Raw genomic sequence first — 19,936 nt, forward strand, 5'->3', positions numbered from 1 at the left:
TGCTGCAATGTCAAACCATGTAATTATCTAATTTTGTGTTACAAACTACTCACATAGCAAGGCGACAACAAGTTTTTTCGAAAGGATAAGCTTAAAAACACGTGGAATGGTGACTTTTTATCCAGAATTTAACGGTTTTAGTATTAATTAAAACACTATTTTGACATAGCAATATAAGTTGTACTTAACCATGCTATATTTTTGTTTTGTTCGCATTATGCAGGTGCTTCTTTGTACAGGGGAATAATGAAAAACACACTTTTGTTGCTTAATCGTGATTATGTCTATGCAATCATATTTCAAACGCTTGGCCTCTTTTCTCTATTCAGTATCGGTATAAACCAAACATACGCCGCTACAAAGGCTATTGTTTTACAAGCGGGTGTAAAACAAGCACACCAACACACCGATAAACAAACTTTACCCCCTAAGTTTTCACAAAATGAACTCACCTCGAAGCTCGAACATATAGTCAGCCGCGTAAAGCAACACAACCGTTCTAACGTTGGTGTTGCAATCTGGTCTCTCGACCTTCAAACCATCATATACCAACATCAAAGTCATCAGTTTTTTCAACCCGCAAGTGTACAAAAAATCCTTACCGCATTAGTGACACAAGAAACACTTGGGAAAGATTTTCGTTACACCACTTCGTTACTGGGTAGTAAACCTTTAGTCGATGACAATCACTTAACAGTTAAAAATGGCATCTATGATGGTGATTTACTCGTTCAATTTAGCGGCGATCCAAGTCTCACAAGTAAAGATTTATATCAACTGCTTTTACCGATACAACAAGCTGGCATCCAAAAAATACTTGGAAATATATACGTAGAAACCACTATACCTAGTGATGCTTATCCACCTGGTTGGGTATGGGATGACCTTGGTATTTGTTATGGCGCACCATCTACTGGTTTCGCGATAGATAAAAACTGTATCAAAGGCAGGGTCAGTGCAAAGCAATATGGACAGCCTGCAATATATAACCAATCATCTGGTCCATTAGAGTCTTGGCTAAAACAGACTTCGCAATATAATGAGGAGCAGTTAAGCCAGAGTTTTAGCAATCTTCTCAAACTAGATACTGATGTGCACTTCGAAAAATCGAGTAAACGTCATGCTAAACACTGTCGGTTATCGCTACACACTAATGATAATAACCATTATAAATTATCGGGGTGCTACCCAAATCGATTGTCTTTACCTCTATCGTTTGCTATCCAACAACCTGACAAACTTGCCTTGAATTATATTGATAGCATCCTGAGCTTGATGGGTGTCAGCTATCAAAATATAACAATACCACACACCAGCATGCGCAACTCAAAGTCACTCATACACACTTTACATAGGCATGATTCCGTTGAGATTAAAAAATTACTTGATGAGCTATTGTTAGATTCAGATAATTTGATAGCTGATAGTCTTTTAAAGACAGCAACAAACACTAGCATGGTAAGTTCCGATTCCGAAAGTCGCTTTAACCATGCATCAGACTTTTTAAAGACGTCTTTATCTCAATTAGACTTGCAGGACGAGCTGATGCATGTTGAAGACGGTTCAGGCCTTTCACGTTATAACCTTCTCAGCCCAAACTATGTATTGGCTGTTTTGAAATATATCCAACAACAGACAGATTTAAGCAACATTATCTCTCAAATGCCGGTTTCTGGTGTATCAGGTACATTGCGATATAAAGCGACAATGCAACGGCCTCCTTTGAAAGGAATGGTTCAAGCTAAAACGGGAAGTATGCTTGGGGTCAGTAATTTGGCTGGAAAAGTCACTACACAGCATAATGGCGAATTATTATTTGTCATTTTTGAAAATGGCCTATCCCCTCATTTTCAAAACAATACAACTGAGGCTATGGATTTACCTACGATCATGCTTGAGCTTCTAGTCACTTCACCAAAATTGACAGATTAAAGTTTTGGTAAAGGTATAAAATAGTGATGATTTTTACCCAGTTTAACTATTTATCTCTTTAATGCCTGATACAAAAAAGCCGAGCAACATCTCGGCTTATTTAGAGAATTAACAACTTATCAGGTATTTGTTTGGCGTATTCTCTGGCTCACTTTTGCCTCTGAATGTGCTTCTAACCAGTACTTTTGTAGTGTTGAATTTTGTAAACCGGACTTTTCATCCAATAAACTCCAAGCCCCTTTCCAGATACCATCGGCAATCAAATGTACGACAGCGCTTTCTATCGCTGCTGCGACACATAAACTAACAGGTTCATTTGCCGTAAAGCCTGCTTCAGCTTCTAATAAATCTTGCGCATCAAGGAACTTAAATACGCCCGCCGTTATTTCTTTTGATAACACCGATTTTGTAGTTGTCACGCTACTAAGCAAACGTCCGCTGCGTATATCTACAGCTCTAAGATTGATTGTCACTGTATCAACACGATATTGCCCAGAAGCACCTATGCCAAGATATCTTGCCCCAGCACCGCCAGTTCTAACATTAGTATCATAAGCGACTATGCCACCTTCCATTAATATTTGAGCACTATTTAATTGCGGCAATCCATTTGCTTTGCCTTTTAAACCAGCACGTACAATTTTTCGTTCTGTTAGCAAATTTTGAAGGCCTTCACGCTCAACAGGTAAAAACCATGATGAGTCATTTAATGCCTGTGCTAAAAATGCTGTGCCACTTTGTGGAACTGCTGTAGAGAAGTTACTTGAAGGTATCGCCTTATATTGCCCTGTTTGATCGCGAAAATCATAAACCGCAGCAACCATTACCCCTTGTGGCATGGGTAAACTGGTCAAGTCATAATAGGTTTCCCCTTTCGGCATTAAACTACTTGAAGCTTCAATTCCTTCAAACTCGCTGTCAACTGAAGAGCAACCCATTAATGCAATCAACAGAGACATGGTAATTAACTTTTTCATGTTATCCCCCTGTTGCTTCACCAACAATACCACCGACTTCGATGATAGTGGTTTCACCAGTTAATAAGTCAGTGATATGGACAATGAGTGAACCATCTTCATTAACCACATTGATTTCGAAGTCGTCAGTTTTTAAATAACCTTCGCCGCCATTTGCAGCATCGTTAAATAACTGACTCATTAAACGTGACTGTAATGAGCTCGCCAACCTTTCTAGTGCTGTAGGCGGTGTATATCCTGAACCACCGCTATGATCGTTCTGCGCTTGTGCATTGGCGAGTAGATATGAACCATTGAGATAGTGCCCACCAAATGCTGGATTGACAGGCTCATACACTAATTGAGTTGCTGCGACAGAGCTTGAGAGTGTCATGATGCTCATCGCGAAGATTAATTTGTTCATAATGCTTTCCCTGCTTATATTTCGTCGGGCGCTAGATCGGGATCTGAAAACGCACCAAATAACGTTTGTTGCTGTTGCTGCTGTAAGACAGTATTAATTCTTTGCGCAGCTGCTAGTGCTTGCTTATCAACATTACGTGAAGCGGGTGAAACAAAGGTGACGAACACCGGTTTACGGTTGTGGAGTACCGTAATTTTACTGCCACTTCTTGCTGTTGCTTGTTCATGTACAGATAAGCCATTGTGCTTGCTGTAACCATTAATATCTCGATAAGCACTTACAAACTCTCGGTAGAACAGATGACCAAAACGTGTCATTGCACGATTGAGTATCAGACCATCAATAAGGTCAGTTTCTTTTCTTGGAGGTTTATCATCAATGCTGAACGAAGGCGCTTTATTTTGCGGCAAATGTTTGTCATCTGCCTGGCCTGTTTCTTCAGGTTCTTTTGGCTGTTCCAGGTTAATTGGTCCAGCCCATGTATTAGCACTTATTAGGCTTAATAGAATGAGTATTTTCACTGAGGGTTTCATACCCTCACCTCGTGCATATGCGTTTGGGCCCATGCAATGGCCTGACCACGACTTGAAACACCAATCTTTCTAAAAGCGCGATATAAATGGGTTTTAATTGTCGATTCACTAACAAACAGTTGATTAGCGATATCTAAATTTGTGCTGCCAGATAACAGTGCTTGTAAGACTTCACGTTCTCTTATTGTCAATTGCTCACTGTCATCTTCAATATCATTACTGGTAATAGATTGCTGTAACTCTTGCGGAAATACACTTCGACCTTTGAGCAGTTCATTAAAACCTGCACTGATCTCTAACAGGCTTGTGTCTGCATAAAAAGCACCTAAGGTTGTGCTTGGGTGAATTAAAAATTTTGCATCCACTTGTTTTGGAAAGTTAATAAACACGGTATGGATATTGCCATACTCACGTTCTAACAAGCGTTGTAATTGATAGGCTTGCTGTAAATCAATTGTCGATAAATCAAAAATTACCATAGCGACTGGGGTTTGAGATAACTTCTGCCCCATTTCGCCTGGGGTTGCTTTTGATAAATTAACAAGAAACTCTTGTGGCCAACGACAGTCCAATAAGTCAATTAGCATTTGTGAACGGGACACTATCATCCAATTTACGACTTTAAACATCTCTAACACTCCATGTGATCCGATAGAAAAAAGTACTTTGAGTACATAGTTAGTACGAGTAGCTAATGAAAGATTAACAACTGAATTGACCGACTACAATTAGTCAAAAGGGTGCTTACGCACCCTTTTATAGACTAAAGTACTACTACATACCTTGAATGATTGTCACTGAGTTGTTTGAACCTAGTGACGTTACATTAGCTGTATTGTTCATATCAGTTTGTGTAACAGAAACCATATTCAATGATCCACCTTCAACATATACATCTGCAAAGTGGCCTGTACCATTTTGTGATACCATGATTTCATTATCAGTACCCAACCAAGACTCGGCTGCAGCAACGTTCATATCACCCGTTTGGTCAATATCAACAACCGAAGATACGTCAGCTGAATCTGCATAAGCACTGTTATCATTACCCGTTTGGTCAACAGTTAATAGGTTTTCAGAACCATAAGTACCGGCACCAATGCCTGCACCATACCAGCCTTGACCACTTGCGAATGCGGCACCACCACCAACTGTGTTACGGTCACCATCTTGATTAATAACAATTGAGCTCATATCGCCAAGTTGCGAAGCTGCGCCAGCATAGTTTTCATTACCTAATTGATTAACAGTAATTTCATTACCAAAACTACCTGAATTTTGCTCTACAAGTGCAACGTTTAAGTCACCTGATTGAGTAACAGAAGCTGTATCACTGTCACCAGCTTGGTTAATTGTCGCTGCGTTACCCATAGCTAATGCAGTTGAACCGCTTTGCATAACTGTTGCAGTATTACCAATGTTTGATTGATTAACCGTAGCCATGTTATCGAAGTCGTACTGAGTGACACTTGCTGTTTGACCAGTACCAGTTTGATCAACATCAGTTTCGTTTGAGTCACCTTCTTGTAAAACAGTTGCAGATGAGCCTGAGCTTAGCGTTTGAGTCACAGCTGCCATACCTAATGTGCCATTTTGAGTCACACTAACAATGTTACTACTGCCATCTTGATCCACATCAGCAGTATTATCAAAGCCATTCTGTAATACGTCTGCTTGGTTGAAAATACCTGTTTGCATTACATGCGCATCGCTTGATTCACCAATTTGCTGAATGTCACCACGGTTACCAGAACCATCTTGAATTAATGTGGCAACCGTATCACTGCCATTGGCACTGTACGCAAAGTTACTAGTGTTTTGTAAAATGTCACCATCGTTCGAATCACCTGTTTGGGTAATTGTCGCTGACGCTCCATCAGATATTTGCTGGTCAATAAATGCATCATTGCCACCACCAATATTCTGTGTAATTGTGGCGTCAGCATAATCTGACAAATAATTGTTAATTTTTGCCGTATCACCTGTACCATTTTGATCGATAATACTTACTGCACCGTCACCATTATCTTGCATGATATCAGCATTATTAGTGTCACCATCTTGTGTAATTACAGCTGATGCACCAGCACCGTTAAAGAATCGTTGTTCAATATTTGCAATGTTTCCATCACCTACTGAGGTAATTGACCCAGAAGCAGTTTGAGTTGCATCATGTTGGCTAATTGTGCCTTGGTTGCCAATACCATCCTGCGTAATACTACCTGTTGTTTGACTCGTATTAGCTTGTGTTATTGTAGCTTGGTTATCAGCGCCATCTTGATCCACATTTGCAGTATTGTTATCACTGTTTACCTGCTGTGTCACAGAGGCAATATTATTAGTACCATCTTGATCTACATTTGCAGTGTTAGTGTTACTTGCGTATGCACCAGTAGCAAACATAACGCTTGACACTAGTAACGCGATTTTTGAATATTTCATCTCGTATTTCCCTTACTTTAGTTAATAAACTAGTTAGATAAATAGCCTTGGGTCACCACAACATCTTGCGAATGGCCCCATTGTGTTACACCTACAGCATGCCCAGAACCGTACTGCTGGATCTGAATTGCATTTTCATATCCGGCCTGATTAACGACCGCAACATTCTCTGTTCCAATTTGCGTGACATCTAAAAGTAAATTAATTCCCACTTGATTGGCATAAACCTGATTACCAGAACCAATCTGAAGAATGTTTGCTTCTATATCGCTGCCAAATTGAGCTGATATGACCTTGTTTTCAAAACCTTGCTGTTTCACCATTAACTGTTGAGAGAAGCCAGTTTGTGATGTAACAACGGTGTTATCGAAACCAATTTGAGTAATTGAAGCTGTCAATAGATCGCCAACTTGCAGCGCTCTTGCCTGGTTTTCACCACCAGCTAATTCATCAAAGTCACTCAGATCTTGTTGACTCCAACTTGGAAAGGAATGCATACACAACACAAAAGCGATAATCCCTGCTTTTGCTTTAACGCGACGTGTGTATTCACGTAGATTCAAGGTCATGCGTCCTGCCCCTTGCGTAAGATTTGTCATTAAACTATTGAACCGAACAACAGCTAAATCCAAGCCCTACAATGTTGTTGAGAGTGTCATTATTATGGCGATATATTTTTTGGCGGGAATCAATGTGGAGTATTAAACACGGATAGAACAAAAGATGATATTGACTACAACTCAAGACTAACCTACTAAATCTATATGTTTAACTATTGATTAGTAAGAAAATATTTAAACTAGTGAATAAAACTAAAGTTTGACTGACAGCAAAGTTTATTGAAGGGTTTAAATAAAAAATTAACATTATAACTGCCGTACTAGATGATCAATGAACAAAGCAATGTCAACAATAACAAGGCGGATATAGTTTGCCAAAAACGAACTGGATTGCGTTGTATTAAAGGAGAAGAAGGTTTAATAACTTGTGTTTTAGGTGGGGTCGTCAATGCATGGATAAATTCATGTGTATCTACAAAGCGGGCATTAGGATCAAACGCCATCGCCTTACTCAATGGAACATCCATCCACTCTGGTACCATAGGGTTTTGTTTGTATGCTGCTTGATATTGCAATGCTAAATAGTCATGCCTAGTTTTACATTGACCTAAACGACCTGAGAACGGTAATTGCCCTGTGAGTAATTCGTACGCTATCACCGCAAGAGAGAATTGATCTGCACGCATATCAGGGTTAAACCCTAAAATCAATTCTGGGGCGCTGTAGTCTAGCGTACCTAAAATGTTGTCTCGGACCAATGGTGAATCTATTTCTGCAATGGCTTTAATATAGCAGGAGCCAAAATCGATTATGGTGACATGCAGATTATGCATCAACACATTGTCTGGTTTGAGGTCGTGATGCATAGTCTCTTTACGATGCAACGCCCTTAGCCCTTTCTCAAGCTGCTTAATCACTTCAATTTTTTGTTCTATTGAAGCATCATTATCATCAATCCATTGACTTAAACTGATACCATCAACAAACGCCGTTAAATAATAAAGGGCACTCGGTTGACGTTGGCGTTGAATGAGCTTAATGACATGTTGATTATCAATGCGCTTAGCAATCCAACTCTCTAGCATAAAACGCTCGATATAAGCGGCGTCATCAATGTAATTCACCGATGGCGTTTTCATACAATATTGCTGGCCCGTTTCATCAGTGACTTGGTACACATGACTGCGCTGTGATTGATGGATTATTCTTGTTACGGTTAAGCCATCAAGCTTCATACCTATATCCATGGGAGGTGGAAATGGTAATGAAGATAGTTGTCGATAAACATCTTCAATTTGGGGGTTAGGCAATTGGCCAATATGGATCAATTGTGCGCTAACATTGTCACCACTGCCACTTTCAATCGCTTTGCTGATGAGTTGATGACAAAATTCATCACATAGGGCATCGTCAATAGTCTGATTTTGTACAACACTGGATAAATCTAAAATAAGTTGTGCAGCATCAATCACATCATGCACGCCATCAGTGGTTAGTAATAGTAAATCGCCCTGCTCTAATGCACATTGACGGTAATCAACATCTAATTTAACGTCCAAGCCAAGTGCACGAGACAGATAGGTTTTATGCCTTTCTATTTGAGTAGCATGATCCCGTGTAAGTTGGCTGAGTGCACCATTACGATATAAGCAAATTCTCGTGTCTCCAACGTGCAATATATGGGCAGTACATGACTTGATGATCACGGCACTGAACGTACAGATATACCCTTTATGCGCATCACGATAATCTTGACCTAAACCGTACAACCAACGGTTAAGAGCGGTCATCACCTTAGTGCTTGCAGTTTGTACACTCCAAGTTTCAGGTGTGGAATAGTAGTCAGCGATAAAGTTGCTTACGCTAATTTCTGATGCACGAGCACCCTGCTCAGCAGTACTCACGCCATCAGAAATCACACTGACAATCCCTTTAGTATTGAGCGCAGTGCCAGTGGGGATTTTTATCCCAACAGCATCTTCATTATTGGTTTTCACACCTTTATCTGACGCTTGACCAACATTGATTGATAAAACCTCCCCGGCCATTAAGTGAGCAACTTGATGGCTGTCATCGATAATGTTTTTTACATCAATTTGAGGTGTATCGATCGTTTTATGTATCACAAAATACCTATAGAAAAATAAAAGTGGTATCAACAAAAAGTGAGTACCTCTAACACTTCAACCTATGCTGGAATAATACAAATTAAGCATTTCGGCGTTCAGTTAACTCACACTGATCAGCGTGACTTCCCCATCTTCATTCACTTCTGCCATGTGGCCTTTGGGTTCATTCATAAACAACAATGTTATAAACCCAAAAACAGCACTTACAGCAATCACATAGAAGAACGTCTGTGTAGATACCATTGAAAATACGGTTAAAAAGAAAACTGCACCAACATTACCATATGCCCCTGTCATGCCAGCGATTTGCCCTGTTAGACGTCGTTTAATCAATGGAACCGCTGCAAATACAGCACCTTCTCCACCTTGTACAAAGAAAGAACAAGCCATAACAACTATGATAGCAAGCGGAAGTGACCAACTGCCGTCTATCTGAGCCACACTGAAATAGCCTAGCGCTAATCCAGCCGTTAAAATTAGTAGTGTCACCTTACGGCCATATTTATCACTTAACCAACCTCCACCAGGGCGAGACATTAAATTCATGAATGCATAACTTGAAGCAACCATACCTGCTTGTGCCATCCCAAGTGAGAAGGTCTCTGCAAAAAATAATGGCAACATAGACACCACTGCCAATTCTGAGCCAAAGGTCGTAAAATACAGCACATTAAGTACTGCAACTTGTTTAAACTCATAACGTTCAAACTCGGGTACTTCTTTTACAAATATGTGCTTATTGACTTCGTAGGTTTGATATAAATCAAAGCAAAATATTGCAATTAAACTGGCATATATGGCTAATGCCATATCATGGGTTAGCATATCGACGCCGGATGGTGATAACTTCCATGCCAGCAAACCTAATGTCGCATACATAGGCACTTTCATGATAATCAACAGTAACAAATCACCTTTACTGGTAACCTCTAATCCACCCGCTTTCTTTGGTTTAAAGTAGGTTGAGCCTTTTGGTGTGTCAGTGACATTAAAGTAATAAATAAAAGCAAACGATAAGCTCATTAACCCAGTGATACCGATGGCATAGCGCCACCCTTCTTCACCTCCAAATAGTAATGCCACCGTTGGTAACGTAAATGCAGCCGCTGCAGAGCCAAAGTTACCCCAGCCGCCATATATGCCCTCTGCAGTACCTAGTTCTTTAGCAGGAAACCACTCACTGACAATACGAATACCGATAACAAATCCAGCACCGATAAAGCCTAATAAAAATCGGGCTATTGCTAGTTGTTCAAAACTGTCTGCCACGGCAAACATAAAACATGGAATTGAACATATTGCCAATAATGCTGAATATGTCAGCCTTGGACCATATTTATCTGTCACCATACCGATAATAACTCTGGCAGGAATGGTCAGTGCAACATTGAGGATCAATAAGGTTTTGATCTGTGCTGTCGTCAGTCCAATACTGTCGGCGATCACACTCATTAATGGTGCAGCATTAAACCAAACGACAAAGGTAATAAAGAAGGCCATCCAGCTTAAATGTAGAACTTTCATTTTACCCCTGAAGGATAAAACATTAAATTTTTCAGAACTCATGACAACCCCCTAACTGCTAGCTTTTACTAGCACTTTGCCTTGCTGCTTTTTGATTGAATAAGGTTGTGCAACCAATTGCGCATCCTCAACACAAACACCATTTGATAGTTGGTAGTGATGTTTGTATAACGGTGAGGCAACACACAACTCTCCCTGCATATCACATATCAACCCTCTCGCTAGCAGACTAACGCCCGTTGCTGGGTCAATATTATCTAACGCATAAATGCCATCTTCACCTAAGTCAAAAATGGCTACAGCCTGACCATTTACCCAAGCAGCAATCCCTGTACCTTTTGGTAGATTTGCTTCATCACATACGGTCACCCAACTCATGCCATTTCCTCCTCTTCCACATGTTTACACTCTGTTTGTGATTCATCATCTATTTGCGTAATGGCAATATTTCCTGCCCCAACATTTTTGCCCAGATCAGCTATTGGAAAGCGCTGCTCCCTAAGACGTTGATAGTTATCGGTTTGAGTTTCTGGTTGTTGTTCTGGATTGACGAACTCATTAAATCGAGCAAGGAATTGCGGTTGCTCTAGACTGGTTTTCCATTCACATTGGTAACGCTCTACAATCAACTGCATTTGTGATTCCAACTGTTGATTGATGTTGAGCGCATCTTCAATCACCACGCTTTGCAAATAGGCTAAACCACCTTCAAGTGATTCAAACCAAGTTGAAGTACGTTGTAATTTATCCGCGGTTTTAACATAGAACATTAAAATGCGATCGATATATGCGTACAGCTCTTCAGTAGTAAGATCGGTAGCAAACAACTCAGCGTGGCGAGGGCGCATTCCGCCGTTTCCAGCCACATATAAGTTCCAACCTTTGTCTGTTGCAATTACCCCAATATCTTTACTTTGTGCTTCTGCACATTCTCGGGTGCAACCTGATACGCCAAATTTGAGTTTATGCGGACTACGTAGGCCCTTGTAACGATTTTCAAGATCTATCGCCATGGAAACAGAGTCTTGAACGCCGTATCGGCACCAAGTACTACCCACACATGATTTAACCGTACGTAATGACTTGCCGTAAGCATGTCCAGTCTCAAAGCCTGCTGCGATTAGTTTTTGCCATATAACGGGTAAATCTGACAATTTTGCACCAAACAAATCAATCCGTTGGCCACCAGTGATTTTGGTGTAAAGATCATATTCTTTAGCAACTTTACCGATTTCAATGAGTTTATCAGGTGTGATTTCACCACCAGCAATACGAGGTACAACTGAATATGTACCGTCTTTTTGTAGGTTGCCTAAATACGCATCATTAGTATCTTGCAAGGCAACGTGTGCCAAGTCTTGGTTTAATACATACTCATTTTGTAAACTAGCAAATATTGAGGCGGCTGCCGGTTTACAAATATCACAACCATAGTGATGATCTTGAGTTGATTTACCATGGGTTTCAATCAAAGTTTTGAAGTCGCTGATGCCCTCTACTTGGCAAATATGGTAAAGCGATTGGCGATCGTGCTCGAAGTGCTCACAGATCCCTGTATTAAAATCTAATCCTTCGGCTGCTAAAGTCTGATCTATAATTTTTTGCACTAACGGTGCACAACCTCCACACCCAGATGCTGCACGTGTACAGGCTTTAATCTCTGCTAGATTATGGCTTCCTGCTTGTACTGCTTCAACAATATCGCCTTTTGTCACTTGGTGACATGAACAGACAATGGAGGTTGATTTCAGATCTGCTTCATCTTCTGCATCAGCTAACATTAAATCTACAGCAGAACCCACGATGGCATCTTGCGATAAGTACAGATCCAATAGGCGATTGTAATCAGCATTGTCGCCAATAAGTACCGCACCTTTCAGGAATTGGCCTGACTCATCTAGCCAAAGTTTTTTATAAATTCCTTGTTGATTATCTGATAACTCAACAAATTGAGCATTATCGAATCCTCGGCTTTCACCAATAGCAGCGACATCAACACCTAATAATTTCAACTTGGTGCTCATATCTGCACCAGTGAAAGCTATAGGAATTGAATTATTAACTGATTTAGCAATATGTGAAGCTGCAACCCGTGCCATTTGATAACCCGGTGCCACCAAACCAAAAATACGCCCTTGCCATAATGCACATTCACCAATGGCATAGATATCTTCTGCCGAGGTTAAGCAATAATCATTGATGGTTATGCCACCACGTTCACCTATGGCAATATTTGACTCTCGTGCTAGTGTGTCTTGAGGTCGAATACCTGCAGAAAACACAATCATGTCTGTTTCTAAAAAGGTTTCATCATTAAAGGTCATACGATGCATTGCAGACTCACCATCTACAATAGCCGTAGTAGCCTTTGACGTATGCACACTCACACCTAAGTCTTCAATTTTGCTGCATAACAGATCGCCAGCCTTATCATTAAGCTGTACTGGCATTAATTGCGGTGCAAATTCAACTACATGGGTTTTTACACCTAATTGCTTCAGCGCGTTTGCGGCTTCAAGACCCAGTAGTCCGCCACCTACAACAACACCCACTTTTGAGTGTTTTGCCGCTGCTGTAATCGCTTCAAGATCTTCAATGGTGCGATAGACCAAACATTGCTGTCTGTCATTGCCCTTAATAGGTGGCACGAATGGAAAAGAACCAGTGGCAAGTACCAATTGTTGATAATCTAATGTGGTACCGGTTTGGGTTGTGATGGCTTTATTATCAGTATCAATCTTGGTTACCCGCGCATTTAAGTGAAGCGTAATGCCATTTGCAAGGTAATCCTCAGCACTTGTTAGCATTAATGGCTCAGCACTATTCGTTTCGAAATACTTTGACAGTTGCACTCGGTCATAAGCAGGGCGCGGTTCTTCACCTAATACATGCACATCAAAATGTTGATGCAAGCCCATTTCGCAAACTTGCTCAATAAAATGATGCCCCACCATGCCATTTCCTATCACAACCAACTTGGGCTTATTTATCGCCATTGCTAGGCTCCTTATATCATTATATATCGCGGCCTTAATAAGATTGCATTTCAGCGCTTATCAAACCTTCATGCCAAGACAGTTGCAGTGACTATGCCAAACAAGGCTAATTGTTAAAGTATTGTTATTTATAACGAATATTATTAGGTCAACAAATTGAAAGTGTTTGAACTGCTCTTTTTCAGAGCAGACGCACCAAATCAATGCGAGCACCAAGTGTCAGTAACACCCTGATTTGAATCATAAAAAGCAAATAAAAACTACCCACAAAGAGGTATAACGGAGAGGTGTTAAATACTTATTATCTAAATAGTGGACACCTACTTTTATCTTAACCACAAATGTTCTGCTTAATTAAATCGCTTAAAGGAAATGTTGTAGATTAAGGTATGTCTTAACGATATGTATTTTTACAAAAAAATAGGGATATGATCTGTTGGCAATGAGTTGAAAGCGATTACGGATAGCTTTGGTGAGCGCAAATAGAACTATAATGCTGCTGTTTGAGTTTATTCAAGCAAGCAATGATTAGTTAGCGCTTAGTGCACTGTGTTGCTCTATTAATGATTTAGCGATTAAAGCCATGCTCACACCTTGTTTCATGGCGTGTTGCTGTAACATTTTATGTACTTTAGCTTCAGTTAATCCTTGCTCAATCAATAACAACTTTGCTCGATATATACATTGGTTATCAGTTAAAGCATTAACTGCATGGTCGACCTTCATAATATTCAATTGAAACTCTTCATGTACGCGACTGCTACACTCAAGCCAGTAACTCAAATCTGTGAGGTATGAAAAGCTAGGTAACACTTGAATATAAGGCGCTTCATTCTTCAAAGCGTTAAACGCGATAGCATTGCGATCGCAAAAGATCAGCACCGGCACGCTACACTGCATTAGCATACGCTTTAATGTGTTGATCATTACCTGAGATGCCTCTTCAACAACCACCATAAATGACTGTGGCTCTTTAGCATGTAGCTGTTCAAACTGGCTTAGCTGTTCACATAATATGAATGGATAATTTGATTTGTCAGAGTGATTATTTTTATCTGAATCATCGAATTTTAAAGAGTATTTTGAAATGAACTCTTTAAAAAAGTGCTCCACATTACCACCAGCTTCGCATTCAATGTTTAGAATGCGAGATTGTGACGATTGGCTACAGAATACTCTCATATATTTGCTCTCACCCTGTTAGTTACAATAGTCACTTGCATTAGTCGCTTTCATTAGTTACTTACATTAGTCAGTTACTGGCTACAAACTGTTTGATGTGTTGATCCTGTCTTACATGGCACTTCTAACGAGTATTCATCGACTGCCAAGCAAGTTTTTGTTGTATCCATCGTTGTATCAGACCACCTTGAATGCAATATGGTTTTTGCTTGTTCGTACAATGCGATAATCTGAGCCTCACTAAATTCAACTTCAGTATAATTAGCCAATTGAGCTGCTTTTTTATCACCTTTGGTAGACGAAGAAGTTGGTGTCGTAACATTAAAACTCAGTAACTTATCCGCCATTGCAAATGTTAAACAAGTACTCGCTTGTGCTATTTGCATCATCAAGCTTGTTCTTTCGGTGCTTGGCAAGCCCAATCGCCCTGTTTCCCATAGCGTACTCAGATTTGCTTCAGATAATTCAGCTTGACCAATTTTTACAGCAGAAACAGCCTCTAACACTGTCGGAATACTGAAGGCGTATTCATTAAAGCTAGCGACCTCTTTTTCATTACTTAATGCAACGAGACGTAAATCTGTAGATACGCGAGGGTTAAATTCAGTTTCTCCTTGTAATCCTTTAAAAATAGCAATTAGAGAATAGTTATCTGGTTCGTCATTTTTACCCTGTTGTGCCGGATTATTTAATAGATAATTGCCCATGAGTTTGGCTACATTAGCATGTGTTTTATCCAAGCCAGGATGAAAGTAACTGCGAAGGCTTAATGTAGCATTACAAGGATTTATACAACGCACAGAAAATTGGATTAAACTCCTGAGTCCAAGTTCTTGATGTAAACTTCGACATTCATTAATCACGGGTAACATCGCAGTTGCATCAACATAGACAATATTATGCTTTGCTAATGCCTTATTAACTTGCGCTGGCATTTGACAAGTTTCTATACCTAACGCTTGTACACAATGCCCTACATGTCTTCGATGGGATAAAGATTGTGCATCTCCATGCAGTACAATTCGCTTACCTTGTTTTGCTAGCAGTTTGGCAGATAACAATAACCAAGGAAGTTGTTCACGTTTTCCAGCATAAACTGGCCAATCAATATCAACATCAAGCTGTTGCCATTGAGGCTGTAATAATTGTTTAAGCCCTAATGCTACACCTGCAATTTCACTCTCGGTTTCACCTCTTACTCGCATTAACATCATGGCTGATGCCATTTGTGCCCTTGTGACGTGCCCTGCAGCAAACCCCATGATAAGCAATTTTGCTTCTTCTATGGATAAGCTGCGCGCACCTTTTATACCTTTGCCTAATGCTTTAATAAGTAGACGATAATCAAAGTCTGCAAGTGTTTGCTGTTGTGAATAATCAATATGTTGCATGCAGCTATTGTTCATTTGCTTAACGTTAAGCATAAGCTTGCTCATTGAGTTGGTATTCATCAGAAAAGGGAGGAATACCTTCTAACAGGTTATTTAACTGCATTCCGACACTAACTACTTCGCCAATAATGATTAGGGTTGGGCCGCTACTGATTATTTTCTTCGCCACTTTTGCCATTTGCTCGACAGTAGATTGTGTGACTATTTGACTCGCTCTTCCGCCGTTTGTAACAAACGCAACAGGTAAATCTCTATCACAACCCGCCATTAATAATCCTGTAGAAATACTTTGTGCTTGTTCTTTACCCATATAAAAAACCAATGTTGATTCTGCATGTATCAATGCCTGCCACTGTTTTGCTGCTTTATCAAAATCAGGGTCTGTCATTCGAGTGCCTGTAATTAAACTGACACTTCTCGCCATTCCACGGTATGTGAGTGGGATCCCTGTGCTTGATGCACAACCTATCGCAGCGGTAATACCAGCAACAAATTGGCTTTTTATATTCTTCTTTGCAAGATATAAGGCTTCTTCTGCTCCACGTCCAAATATGTGTGGGTCACCACCTTTTAAACGCACAACTTTCTTGCCTTCTAATGCAAGCTTATAAAGTAAGGCATTAATATCATCTTGCTTATAACTTGGTTGACCGCAGCGTTTACCTACAAAGTGGCGTTCACAATCAGAATTTGCTAATGACAAAATATCACTATTGACCAAACTGTCGAAAACCAAAGCCTCTGCTTGTGCGACAACTTTGGCAGCTTTTATTGTCATTAGGTCGATGTCACCACAACCTGCACCCACAATAGCAACTTCACCTGCTGCAATATCACTGTCTGATGATCCTTGAGTATGTATTAGGTTTGAAATGGAACTATCTATTGCTGTTAAATTTGCCATTACGCTACATCCTCTGATCCGGGTTTATTCTGCTGGTGCCTTGCTTCACTTAATAACTGCTGCCAATTATCCTGACTGCACTGAGACACCTCACTTTGACAACTGCCGCACTGCCTGCCACATCCTAATTGCTGCTGCATTGCGTCTTGTACTTGCCCTAAAGTAGGTTGTTCATGAGCTTGTTTTACTAGTTCACTGGTTAGATTGTGTTGTAAAGATTGAATAATTTGTTTTTCAGTAACACCAGTACAGGCGCACACTAACGGGCTGTCTCCAGCATTGAGCAGTTGTTGTAATGTTTTGAGTAACTGACTATCAAATGTTTGACCTATTAATTGGTTAACAGCTTCTAGAGCGACTTTTACAGATTGTTTGGATAAAATCTGTAAACTGCTGAGACGTTTCGTATCAATCAAGCAGCTGATATCTATTCTTTGACCCGACTCTAGATCATAAGTCCAGCTCAATTGCTGGCCTTTGCCATTAAGTTGACTAGATTGATTTTCAGCAAAGCCAACATGGCGACATAGGCCATCGGTTAATGCATGTTGCACCCAATAAGCAGGTATAAATTGAGGCTCACAATCACCAAATATCATGCCTTGTAAGTTGATGTTGGCATCATAAAGACTGACTTTCTGATTTTTAAATGCAGGTTGCATAGAAAGTGGGTCGGTAATACTACTAATTGATTTATTCACGCCAGCATTAGGACTAAATTGTTCTGACCAATGCATATTACTCCAGCCATGACCCAATTTAAGATGGCTATCCATTTTTACACGTGCAACAAAGCCCGTTGTTAAATCTGAAGACGCATTTTCAACTGTTTGACGAGTAGTTTGTATGCTGGTCTGATTTATAACACTGTCAGTTTGCTGACATCTTATTAACTGATTTTCATATAAACCTGTGTTAGCCATTGTTTCAGCACTAAGATAAAGATATGGCTCTGGTTGGTGCGCACGTAATTTCGCAACGTGACCTGTTCGTGTCATCGTATGCCATTGGTCTCGACTTCGCCCTGAATTAAGAATGATTTCTTGTGTGCTTAGGTTCTGTAATCCCAAAGGTAAGCTTGGCTTATCAAGTTCACGTTCAACCGTCACTGTATTAATAAACTGTGCCTTGTCAGTAACAGTCGAGAACTTGCCATTAGTGTATATGCGTGTTGATTGTTGGCCTATTTGACTGACATCATTAATTGGCCACTGGGTCGGCAATAATTGGTCATACTCTTGCTCTGTAATGTTTTCTAAACCAGTTAAATCAAATTGAATATTAGGGAAAGTGGATTTTACACGTGCTGAAAGCTGCGCATGTTCATTAAACACTTGATAACTATTTTGAAATTCAAAACCATTAAAGCCCATGTGTTGAGCTACTTGAGCTATTGCCCACCAATCTGGCTTAGCATCTCCTGACACATGATTAAACTGACGCTGCCGACTGATGGTGCGTTCACTGTTTGTAACTGTGCCATCTTTTTGTGACCAACCTAAAGCAGGTAATAATATGTCCGCTGTTTTAGCGGTATCTGAATCAGCAGTGATATCCGATACAACCACAAATGGACAATCATTTAGTGCTTGCTTTACTTTATGACTGTCAGGTAATGAAGCGACTGGGTTGGTGCCTAATATCCATATTGCTTTGATTTTTCCGTTAGCAACAGCATCAAACATATCAACAGCAGTTAACCCTTTATGATTGGCAACTGAATCCGTTTGCCAAAAGTCTGCCAACAATTGCGTTTCTGACTTACTAAAACCCATGTGTGATGCTAACTGAGTGGCCAAGCCACCTACTTCACGTCCACCCATCGCATTAGGTTGACCCGTAAGTGATAAAAAGCCACTACCGACTTGACCAACCTGCCCCCTTGCTAAATGACAGTTAATAATCGCATTAGTGGTAGATGTACCAGTTATAGATTGATTCACACCCTGACAGCTTGCTGTGACTACTCGCTGACTACTGCAAAACAACTCAAAAAAAGCTGTCAGCTTTTCAGTCGAAATTCCGCTAGATTCACCCAAATTATCGCTATGATATTGCAGCTTTAATTGCTCAATAACTCGCGTAAAACCTTGTGTATTACTTTGAATATAATTTGTATCTGATTGACCTGTTTGCTCTATGTGTAACAGTAAATGGTTAAATAAATCCAAATCTGCGCCTGGATTAATGGCAAGGTGTAGATCCGCCTGTTTTGCAGTAGCGGTTAACATAGGGTCGATAACAACAATCTTAGTGCCTCGTTTGCTTCTCGCTGCTAACAAGCGTTGAAATAGTACAGGATGTGTCCAAGCCGCATTAGAGCCCACAAGCACAACTACGTCTGCCAGTTCAAGATCTTGATAACATCCCGCGACGACATCTTCACCAAATGCGCGCAAATGTGCACTCACCGCAGATGACATACATAATCTTGAATTAGTATCTACATTGGCGGTTTTGAGAAAGCCTTTGGCGAATTTGTTTGCGACATAATAATCTTCCGTCAGAAGCTGACCGGACAAATAAATAGCAACGGAATCTGAACCATATTGATTGATGAATGCTTGGAAACGCTGACTGATAGTTGATATGGCATCTTCCCAGCTTATTGGTTTACCACTGGCTAAGCGGGGAAAACGCAATACATTAGGTGTGACTAAGGTCTGTAATAGACTTTCTCCTTTGGCACATAAGTGGCCAAAGTTTGAAGGGTGCTGCTGAGTACCGGTAAGACCAAAAAATTGCGGTTGCGCCCCACCCAGTCCATCAATATTAGTTGATAGTTGAGTTTGTTTTGCTGAATTGGTGTCGATAGTGATCCCACATCCTACCCCACAATAAGCACAGCTTGTTTCCACAGACGCCATATTACACCTTAAATAAATCTTATTATTTACGGTGTAGCCAATACTGTGCCAATGCGTTAACCACTGATTTTATTGCAATTAAATATAAAAATGGTT

The 19,936-nt window shown here is 40.3% G+C and carries 15 protein-coding genes; 1 reads left to right on the plus strand and 14 read right to left on the minus strand.

Annotation, left to right across the window (positions count from 1 at the left end):
* The first annotated feature begins 201 nt into the window (after positions 1–201).
* Positions 202–1,932 carry a D-alanyl-D-alanine carboxypeptidase/D-alanyl-D-alanine endopeptidase gene (dacB, locus tag ACHUGF_RS06400; RefSeq protein WP_394129960.1) on the plus strand — a complete coding sequence of 577 codons (1,731 nt, stop codon included), beginning with the start codon at positions 202–204 and terminating at the stop codon, positions 1,930–1,932.
* A gap of 119 nt (positions 1,933–2,051) precedes the next feature.
* Here dacB and ACHUGF_RS06405 read toward each other — a convergent pair whose 3' ends face one another.
* The 14 genes from ACHUGF_RS06405 to ACHUGF_RS06470 form a co-directional block, all read right to left on the minus strand.
* Entirely contained in the window at positions 2,052–2,909 is an 858-nt protein-coding gene (locus ACHUGF_RS06405) for a CsgG/HfaB family protein (protein ID WP_394129961.1), read from the minus strand.
* A 1-nt stretch (position 2,910) separates the two neighbouring features.
* Positions 2,911–3,312 carry a curli assembly protein CsgF gene (locus tag ACHUGF_RS06410; protein ID WP_394129962.1) on the minus strand — a complete coding sequence of 134 codons (402 nt, stop codon included), beginning with the start codon at positions 3,310–3,312 and terminating at the stop codon, positions 2,911–2,913.
* Positions 3,313–3,326: 14 nt separating this feature from the next.
* Complete coding sequence (locus ACHUGF_RS06415; protein ID WP_394129963.1) at positions 3,327–3,845, minus strand: curli production assembly/transport protein CsgE; 519 nt, start codon at positions 3,843–3,845, stop codon at positions 3,327–3,329.
* Positions 3,842–4,474, minus strand: coding sequence for a LuxR C-terminal-related transcriptional regulator (locus ACHUGF_RS06420; RefSeq protein ID WP_394129964.1), 633 nt, complete (start codon positions 4,472–4,474; stop codon positions 3,842–3,844). The genes ACHUGF_RS06415 and ACHUGF_RS06420 overlap by 4 nt, the downstream gene beginning before the upstream one ends.
* Positions 4,475–4,619: 145 nt before the next feature.
* Positions 4,620–6,287, minus strand: coding sequence for a beta strand repeat-containing protein (locus ACHUGF_RS06425; protein WP_394129965.1), 1,668 nt, complete (start codon positions 6,285–6,287; stop codon positions 4,620–4,622).
* A 29-nt stretch (positions 6,288–6,316) separates the two neighbouring features.
* Entirely contained in the window at positions 6,317–6,856 is a 540-nt protein-coding gene (locus ACHUGF_RS06430; protein WP_394129966.1) for a curlin, read from the minus strand.
* A 311-nt stretch (positions 6,857–7,167) separates the two neighbouring features.
* Positions 7,168–8,973 (minus strand): protein kinase domain-containing protein, encoded by a 1,806-nt coding sequence (locus tag ACHUGF_RS06435; protein ID WP_394129967.1) that lies wholly within the window; start codon positions 8,971–8,973, stop codon positions 7,168–7,170.
* A gap of 102 nt (positions 8,974–9,075) precedes the next feature.
* Positions 9,076–10,542, minus strand: coding sequence for a NarK family nitrate/nitrite MFS transporter (locus ACHUGF_RS06440; protein ID WP_394129968.1), 1,467 nt, complete (start codon positions 10,540–10,542; stop codon positions 9,076–9,078).
* A 9-nt stretch (positions 10,543–10,551) separates the two neighbouring features.
* The gene (nirD, locus tag ACHUGF_RS06445; RefSeq protein ID WP_394129969.1) at positions 10,552–10,878 is read right to left on the minus strand and encodes a nitrite reductase small subunit NirD; all 327 of its coding nucleotides are present in this window, start codon (positions 10,876–10,878) and stop codon (positions 10,552–10,554) included.
* A complete protein-coding gene (gene nirB / locus ACHUGF_RS06450) occupies positions 10,875–13,496 on the minus strand; it encodes a nitrite reductase large subunit NirB (RefSeq protein WP_394129970.1) in 2,622 nt (873 codons plus the stop codon). Before nirB ends, nirD begins: the two co-directional genes overlap by 4 nt.
* Positions 13,497–14,024: 528 nt before the next feature.
* Entirely contained in the window at positions 14,025–14,678 is a 654-nt protein-coding gene (locus tag ACHUGF_RS06455) for an ANTAR domain-containing protein (RefSeq protein ID WP_394129971.1), read from the minus strand.
* Positions 14,679–14,752: 74 nt separating this feature from the next.
* The gene (locus ACHUGF_RS06460; RefSeq protein ID WP_394129972.1) at positions 14,753–16,102 is read right to left on the minus strand and encodes a glycosyl transferase; all 1,350 of its coding nucleotides are present in this window, start codon (positions 16,100–16,102) and stop codon (positions 14,753–14,755) included.
* Positions 16,095–16,973, minus strand: coding sequence for a uroporphyrinogen-III C-methyltransferase (gene cobA / locus ACHUGF_RS06465; protein WP_394129973.1), 879 nt, complete (start codon positions 16,971–16,973; stop codon positions 16,095–16,097). The genes ACHUGF_RS06460 and cobA overlap by 8 nt, the downstream gene beginning before the upstream one ends.
* Positions 16,973–19,840 (minus strand): nitrate reductase, encoded by a 2,868-nt coding sequence (locus tag ACHUGF_RS06470; protein WP_394129974.1) that lies wholly within the window; start codon positions 19,838–19,840, stop codon positions 16,973–16,975. The genes cobA and ACHUGF_RS06470 overlap by 1 nt, the downstream gene beginning before the upstream one ends.
* Positions 19,841–19,936 lie beyond the last annotated feature (96 nt).

The organism is Shewanella maritima (assembly GCF_043643735.1).
Classification (GTDB): Bacteria; Pseudomonadota; Gammaproteobacteria; order Enterobacterales; family Shewanellaceae; genus Shewanella; species Shewanella maritima_A.